We start from the raw sequence: 8,531 nt of genomic DNA on the forward strand, positions 1-8,531 counted from the left end.
CCGGTGTTCATGGGGATTTCATATGTATATAATTTAATATTTCGGTCACCTGCCTGACTGCGTCTTGCAGGCAGGTATGGAACTCGTAATTACAATAGTCACTCTGTGAGATATAAAGTTGTTCATGCTCGTTTCATAATAACAAATATTGTTTTTAGGTAATATAGAACAAACTACCTCTATAAATATACTGACAATTTTTTCTGAATTTATTATTTAAAGAGATGTTTTCTATATTAAATTATTTGTTGTCAGTCTTTTAAAGAAATAGCCTTTCTTTTAAATAATGCTGAAAAAAACAAAAATACAAACACTGCCACTGCCACAAAGAATCCATAATACGGGTATGAAACAGTTTCGAATTGAGCCACTTTACCATGTCCGAAAATCGTTGGCATAAAGGGCTTAATACCGCTAAATGCGCCACCTCCGTGTAAATCTAAGTGGTGGCCATACCAATACATTGAATACATGAATAGCAAAATAAAATAGATAGGTAAAAGCGCAGGTATAATCGCTAGAATTGAATTTTTCTTTCTTGGTGTAAATATAAAATAGATCACTAACAGGATGAAAAATACAAATATATACTTTGAGTTTATCAATATACCATCTAATATTTTTAAGTAAGTGGGGGTAACGTTTATTTCAACTGCGCTACCTGTTTTTGGATCAATAACATCATTGCCATTGGCATCTTTTTGGGTGTTAAATACGTAATATTCGGGGTGTATAATTTTTTCACCTTCTTTAGGATGTAAATTTGCACGTGTATTTACTCCTTGTACAATAGGATACATTCCTATATAATGATTAATAGCATTCATTTCTACCAAACATTCGGCCCCTTCATTAGTAGTAATTTCTTCACGTTCTTTTACTCCTTCACACCCATTGTAAACTCCATCATATCTAAATTCAATGCGAATACCTTTAGGATACATCGATTTGGGATATTGATGACTTTGTAATGCTACCCACCAAATAGGGGTGAAATATAGGGCAATGATTAATAGTACTCCAATTACAGCGAAGACTTTGTAGAGAAGTCCCAATATTTTAGCAGTATTATCCATAGTACTAAGATTAACTTATTAGAATTTATTTTAAATTTTTTTTCATATAAAGAAGCAAAATGATATTGAAATCAATATCATTTTGCCTTTTTGTTAAGTTTATTTAGCTGTTGTACCAGTCTGGTGTAACATGTATTTAATTGCGTTTTTAATATCATCGTCAGATAAAGCAGGGTTTCCTCCTTTTGGAGGCATAACTCCTTTTTCTCCCTGGAACCCTTTGATGGCGTGATCATTTAGAACATCCATTCCCTGTTCGGCTATAGTAGACCAACGTTCCTTTTCGTCAAATTTAGGAGCACCGGTAACACCTGTTGCATGACAGGCCATACACAGTCCGTCGTAGATTTCCTTACCATTACCATAATCACCACCCTTAATTTCAGTGGTAGTTTCAGTGGATTTCTCTTTCATTACCTGCTCTGTTTTGGCTTTCATGAAGGCAATGATTTTAGTTACATCTTCTTCAGAAACATTCTGATCCGGCATCTCTAATTTGTAAGTTTGACGCATAGCCTCAATATCGGCATCTTTCATTTTAGATTTTGGATCCATGATCCATTCTTTCAGCCACTTATCATCTCTGCGTTTTTCTATCATCAATAAATCCGGACCATTGAATTCTTCACCAAATTTATGACATGCACTACATCCATAATTTAGATATTGTAACTCACCCGGTAGTAAGTTTTCCAACTCAATGGATGAAGGTTTAAACGATTGCATTTTCATATCGGCGTTAATTCTGTCAGTATATGCCAATACCCGGTCAGTTTCGGCTGTTTTGTTGAATTTTACAGCTAAATATCCAACTAGTTGACGCTTGTCAGGACTATTTTGTGAATCTAGCAGTAATGGATACATTCCTGCTTTTTCAGCTTTAAATTTAATTGTAGCCGTTTCACCCGGACTGTAGTGATACATCTTATCATAAGAAGATACCTGATAAACGTAATGGTCTAATTTGCTTTGACCGTGGTTTGTAAGGTGTAAATATACAGTTTGCCCCTGTTCAACATTTAAATCTGCAGGAGTAACTTTACCTTCTTTGATAGTTCCATGAACATGTACATCTTTTCCTTTTACATCAGTTTTTTCAGCACCCAGTTCAGTGAAAAAATCGGATTTTTCATTAGTAGCAATATTTGTTCCCAGTTCATAAACAGCCTCTGATTTAAATTGATCAACATGCATTAGTGCAGTATAATGCGGCTCGCCCATTGGCAGAGGCAGATCATAAATAACTTTAGGATCGCCATCTTCGCTAATATCAATTAACTGGTGGTTTTGCGGGTGCAAGGGTCCTACAGGATTAAATCGGTCAATAGATAATTTATTTAAAGAAATCAGATATTTTCCGTGTGGATCCTGTGTATCGCCCGAAGCAGCTACAAGGTGACCTACATTATAGTGAGATGGTACAAAACCTAATACTTTCAGATTAATATAATCCCACTTTGTAATACGTGAATCTACATAAATAGAAGTGTAAACCACTCCTTCTTTACTGTCATATTGACTGTGTAATGGTCCTAAACCAACTTCAACACTTCCGTGTAAGGCATCTTCTAATTTAATAATAGGAATACCAAATCTGTCTTTGCCCTCAAACTTTTTATTTTTGATAGCATCCATTATTTTATCAAACTTATAAACCCAGGCATGAGAGTCTAATTTACCGGCAACAATTATGTACTGCCCTGTAGGGTCAACATCAACTCCGTGAGGTGATTTTGGTTCGGGAATTAAGAAAAATAGATTGTGTTTTATGGCATCTTCCATTTTAATAACTCTATGGCCACGCACCATCATAGGTTTAATAGTTCCGTTTTTCAACAGTTCCTCTGCTTTTTTCCAATTGGTTACGTGTAAATAATCTACATCTCTCGAAGAACAGCCCGCTTCAAATGGAGGGCGACCACTTTCGATACCTCCATAATACATTTCGGTACAGAATGAATTTGTAAATCCCCAACCATAACTGGCTAATTTACCTGCATCAGATAAATCCTGTGTGTAAGGAGGAAATTCAAATGTAAAAGATGCTTTTTTATCTACTCTTCCTTTTTCGTTATCAAAACGCCAATACGTAAGTCCACCTCTCCAGTATTTTTCAAAATTAGCTTCACTCAACTCATGATATTTCCAATCCATTGGAGAAGGATACTGTGAGGCTTCCATAAAGTAACGCGAATCAGGTGTAAAGAAACATCCACCGTGGTTTGATCTGTATATAGGACTTTTAATTACTTGTTTTACATGCCAGTCTTTCAAATCAAAAACATACACTCTCGGATTGGCTTTGTCGTTAATAACTGCCCATTTCCCATTATATATTCCATCGGTTTCAGAGAATCCGGGGTGGTGTGTATCTCCCCAAAGAATTTCCTGTCCCTCGATGAAACCATCTTCTAATAATTTATAAGTTTCTTCACTATAGCCAAAGCCAGAGTATGGCTGACGTGTATTAGTTGGAACGTATTTCAACATACGCATAGAAGGAATAGTGTACATAGGTAAGTTTCCTTCCTGTCCTCCTGAGTTTAAAGATACATATTCATCTTTTAAATTATCAGGAGTATAAGTTTTAGCTGCAGCTAAAACGTCTTCGGCATTTAGGCCTCTTCGTTTTACCACATCACCAAAAGATTCCTTTCCGTAAGGTTTTCCCGAAATATTTGTTCCACCTACGTATTCATCTCCTTTTTTGTCTTTGTCGTCACCACCACAACTTACGGTAAGCAAGGCTAATATGACAACAAATAAGCTCATAATTAATATAGAGCTGTATTTTATATTTAATATCTTCTTCATCATTTATTAGTTTTATAATTAACCGTAAGATTACTCTTCTACATCAACTTTCTCACTTAAGAGTTTTTTGGCACGTAAGCCAACATCGGCTGTTTTAACCTGATATTGCCAATACTGTTCTGCCCATAAGAAAGCATCTTTATATTTACCTTCTTTAGCATATCTCTCGTGATTTTCTTTAGATGTTTTAGCCTGATCTAACTGATCGAATGCATCATCAACCAAGGCTGCTACATACGGATAATCCTGGAAATTATTTTCCTTTAACCACGTAACCACTCCATTGATTATTTCCTGTGTGTCGTCAATTACAACAAGCTTTTCTTCATAAAGTTTTTTGTATTCGGCTAATTCCTCTTCGGTAAGAACAACATCTTTTTGCTCAACATCAACATATCCTTTTGGACGTATTAATAAAATACCTTCCATTTCTAAGTGTAAAGCAGAACAAAATTCTGTACAGTAATAAGGGAATACTCCGGGTCTGTCTGCCGTAAAAGTAACAGAAGCTGTTTTTCCCGGTTCAAAACTACCGTGAACACCATAGGTATCTACAGTAAAACCGTGAGTCTCATCTTCTGCACGTTCTAAATTAGTCAAGTGGAAAGTAACTACATCACCTTCGTTAACAGTAACAATTTCAGGAGTAATATGAGAACGGATCAATGTTCCAAATATGTGTACTCTGTTACCTTCACGTTCAATTTTTTCCTGTCCTGCAACAGTTTTGTATCTCGAAATCTCTCCGGTACGAGTGTTGGTACCCAACGGATATCGTATAATGGGTTTAATAGTAGTTCGCAATACAGCAACAGAACCATACACATTTGCTTGTGGTAAGCTCATTGTATATATATCAGCCATTTCGTCTGATGAAATATCAATTAAATGTTGGAAACTTGGGCGTACAGGCCCTACATCGGGATAGTTATCGTATAAACCTTCTTTATCAACTACTGTTAAGTAATTTGAATGAGGCGAAGCCGACATTCCCTGAGGAGTCATTAAGAAACTTGGCTTAAAGCTTAATTTTAACTCTGATTCTGTTTTACCGGACTCATAGTTAAAACGAACTATTTTGCTGTCACCATGAGATGATGCAAAGGCGGTGTTTTCCCGTTGGTCAAATGCAATATCAATTACATCTTTTCCGATAGCGATACTTGTTTTTTGTACACTTGCAGCATCAATAGGTGTATCTTTACCTAAAGCATCTTTTGCTTTTGCGAAATCAAAAACCAGAGTATTATCTGCTCCTACAACAAAGTATTTGCCATCAGGGGTTACTTTTACTGTGTTTGCTGATGACGGTAGGGCAATAAACCCAACTGCACTATTTTTTTTAGCCTCATCAAAAGAAACTACATTAAAGTCATTTATTTTTTTGGTAGTTAAAGTTGACAGTTTATTATAGTCGATTACATAAACAAAATTTTTACCGTCTTTTTCTGCTAACCCAACCATTAATCCGTCACTAGCTTTTTTTCCGGTATCAAAGTAATCTAATGTATACGGAGGTAGTTCAAGCGTGACTGATTTTTCTTTAATCATTCTGCTTTTGTGAACATTTTCTCCTTCTACAAACTTCCAGAAAGTAACACCTGATTTAAACTTATCGTCAAACTCAGTTGATACATCTGCTGTCTTATAATCCCATGGAGCAGGATATTGACTTGACTGTATAATATATTCAGTATTTTGCGTAACAGCTACGCCCGGATAAGTACTGATGAAAAGTGGATTTGACAATACCTGTTTAGTTTCAAAATCATCTAATCCCATCAGTGCAATTCTGGAGTTAGCTCCATCTGAGAAGAAAGCGAAATGCCCGTCATAATTTCCGTCTTTTTCAGAAAAAGCCGGGAAACGCATATCTCCATAGGTGCTAATTCTGTTATCCATTGATGATTTTTTTAATACCAATGAACTTTCATCATCAAAGCCATAGCCTTGCCATGGTTCAGGAGAAAATACTCCTACGTATTTATAAATTCGCATTGATGGCATACCGTATACAATCATAGTTCCGGAATTTCCTGTACCTACAATTGAAAAATACTCATCACGACCACCACGTGGCATGAAGGTCTTTACTGCTGCCAGCACATCCTGGTCATTTAAGCCCCGTGCTGTTTTAACATCTTCGAGTGTTTGCTGTGCAAAGGTATCAGTAGCAAAGAGCGCCAGTGATACAATTCCGGCAACAACCATGATAAACCAATTTGATTTTTTCATGTGTATAGATTTTTACATTAAAGTAGCGTGTAATCCCTTTAATATCATTCCGACAGGAAAAAAGCTTTGTTTATAATGGGATTTCATGCATTCTTGTAACTAGTTAATTCACACTAAATTACGAATAAATCAATTACATTGTGAAATAATAAAGCCATTTTTGCTTTAATATAGTTACATTCTAAATAAAAATACTTAAAAGTCTTTTTTATGTATAAGCACCTGTATTTAGTATTGTTTTAGATTTTATTTGAGTATTATTTATAATGTGAAAGTATTTTTTTTAGTGTTAATTATTTAAAAATGACACATTTAGGTGTGATGTGTTAGACTGTGAATCCCCTTTTTTCAATTTTATTAATGAAAAAATACGCAATAATTTTGTCTTTACTGTTTACATTCTTAGTCTGGTAGAACAAAACACCGGAAGTATATTTGGTAGTGTTGTAGATAAAAAAAATGGAAAAGTAATTTTAAAAGCTTATGTGTTGATTTTAGAAGCAGAACAAGGCTACTGTTTCCGGAAAATAGACTTGATCCCAAGTATGTCGACTTTGAAAAGGATACAATAAAACAAAAAAGGTTTAACGTTACCGCTAAACCTTTTTACAAACTAACCCAAAAATCTTACTATGAAAAAACTTGTATTACTACAATTCCCTTGTTTTAACAGTGCAAATATGCTTCAATATTGTAGTTCTTGAAGATTTTTTATGCTAAGTGCAAAGCTGAATTTACAAACTCCCGAAATTGTATGATGAACATCGTAAAATTGAAATTAATTCTTTTTTAATTCTCTTTGGGAATAATAGAGAATCTTTAAATTAAATTACCTTTGTCGTAATAATTATTGAAATTAATAAATAATATGGAAGTTAAAGATGCTATAGGGGCTGTTCTTAGTACCGGAGATACGGTGATATTAACAAAATCATTAAAGCCAAAGGGAGTACAGGGACAAATAAAAAAAGGTCTTAAAATTAAAAATATACGCCTTACCGATAATCCTCAGGAGATTGACTGTAGAATACCTAAAGTTGGAAATTTGGTTATCAGAACTGAGTTTGTTAAAAAGGTAAGTAAGTAGTTCTTGGTAAACTATTATAAAAACCGTCTTATCGACCGTTGTGAAACGTAGTGGAGATATCTGTTTAGTATTCTGTTTACTGTCAACAGACCTCTCCGCTACATTCGTTACACTCACTTTTGTGATATACCGTAGTTATAACAACTAAACTTACCTTAATAAAGTAAATACTTAGCCCTTATTTTATTAAATTCTTCCAAATCTTCTATCCAGGATTCTGAAATCTCCTCACTTGTACATCCATCTTCTATTTGTTCCTGAAGTTTTTTAGTTCCTGCCAGTTTGGTGAAAAAACCGTTGAAAAACTTTTCTTTATCAGGGTATGCCTGGTAGGCTTTAATCAACCATTCTAAATTGATAGAATTTAGATTTTTTATTTCACTAAGATCCTCTCCAAAGCACTTAATCCCATTAAATTTTGGGCTTTTAGAGCCAAAGTTGGGCTTAGGAGTGAATGTATAGTTCATGTTTGTAAATTCAGGAGCACCAAAAATCTGGAATTGTTTTTCGGTTCCTCTTCCCGCAGATGCCGGAGTTCCTTCGAAAAAACATAAACTAGGGTAGAGGTTGATCGATTTAGCATTTGGAAGATTGGGTGACGGGCGTAAAGGCAGGTCATATTCCATAGAGTGATTGTAGTTTTTTATCTTTATCACTCTTAAATCGCAATGTATTTTGTCTTTCAACCATTGTTCACCATTTATCATTTGACCATATTCGCCAATAGTCATTCCGTATACAATAGGAACAGGATGCATTCCAACAAAAGATTTGTATTCTTTTTCCAAAACAGGCCCGTCTACATAGTGCGCATTAGGATTTGGTCTGTCAAGAACAATAACAGGAATGTCATTTTCGGCACAGGCTTCCATTATATAGTGAAGGGTGGAGATGTATGTGTAGAATCTTACTCCAACATCCTGAAGGTCAAATAGCATTATATCTATTCCTTCGAGCTGTTCTTTTTTAGGTTTCTTGTTATTCCCATAGAGTGAAATAACCTTTAGTCCGGTTTTTTCATCAATTTCATCTTTTATTTTTTCACCTGCATCAGCTTTTCCTCTAAAACCGTGTTCGGGAGAAAATATTTTAACGATGTTTTGATCTAACGAAATAAGAGTATCTACAAGAGAAACACCGTTTAATTCTGAGCTTTGATTAGCTACAACAGCAACTCTCTTATTTTTTGTAATACTTATATAATCATTAATTTGGTACGCACCGGGTTTAATGTTCTGCCCGTTTACCTGAGTAAAAATTGTGAGCAGTAAAGTGAAACTTAGTAATCTGATAATTTGTGTTTTCATAAAATCTATTAT

At 34.8% G+C, this 8,531-nt stretch carries 5 protein-coding genes; 1 reads left to right on the plus strand and 4 read right to left on the minus strand.

The window, feature by feature from the left end; genetic code table 11:
• Positions 1 to 251: 251 nt before the first annotated feature.
• The 3 genes from ABFR62_11625 to ABFR62_11635 form a co-directional block, all read right to left on the minus strand.
• Positions 252 to 1,076: a hypothetical protein gene (locus ABFR62_11625; protein ID MEN8139069.1), complete on the minus strand. Its 825-nt coding sequence runs from the start codon at positions 1,074 to 1,076 to the stop codon at positions 252 to 254.
• Between the two features lie 99 nt (positions 1,077 to 1,175).
• A complete protein-coding gene (gene nosZ, locus ABFR62_11630; GenBank protein ID MEN8139070.1) occupies positions 1,176 to 3,890 on the minus strand; it encodes a Sec-dependent nitrous-oxide reductase in 2,715 nt (904 codons plus the stop codon).
• A gap of 30 nt (positions 3,891 to 3,920) precedes the next feature.
• Positions 3,921 to 6,125 carry a cytochrome C gene (locus ABFR62_11635; protein ID MEN8139071.1) on the minus strand — a complete coding sequence of 735 codons (2,205 nt, stop codon included), beginning with the start codon at positions 6,123 to 6,125 and terminating at the stop codon, positions 3,921 to 3,923.
• Between the two features lie 868 nt (positions 6,126 to 6,993).
• Between ABFR62_11635 and ABFR62_11640 the strand changes: the two genes are divergently transcribed.
• Positions 6,994 to 7,212, plus strand: coding sequence for an alkylphosphonate utilization protein (locus tag ABFR62_11640; protein ID MEN8139072.1), 219 nt, complete (start codon positions 6,994 to 6,996; stop codon positions 7,210 to 7,212).
• A 155-nt stretch (positions 7,213 to 7,367) separates the two neighbouring features.
• On the opposite strand, the gene ABFR62_11645 is transcribed toward ABFR62_11640, so the two are convergent.
• On the minus strand, positions 7,368 to 8,507 hold the full coding sequence (locus tag ABFR62_11645; GenBank protein ID MEN8139073.1) for a DUF1343 domain-containing protein: 1,140 nt from the start codon (positions 8,505 to 8,507) through the stop codon (positions 7,368 to 7,370).
• Between the last annotated feature and the right edge of the window lie 24 nt (positions 8,508 to 8,531).

The sequence above is a fragment of the Bacteroidota bacterium genome, from assembly GCA_039714315.1.
Lineage (GTDB): Bacteria > Bacteroidota > Bacteroidia > Flavobacteriales > JADGDT01 > JADGDT01.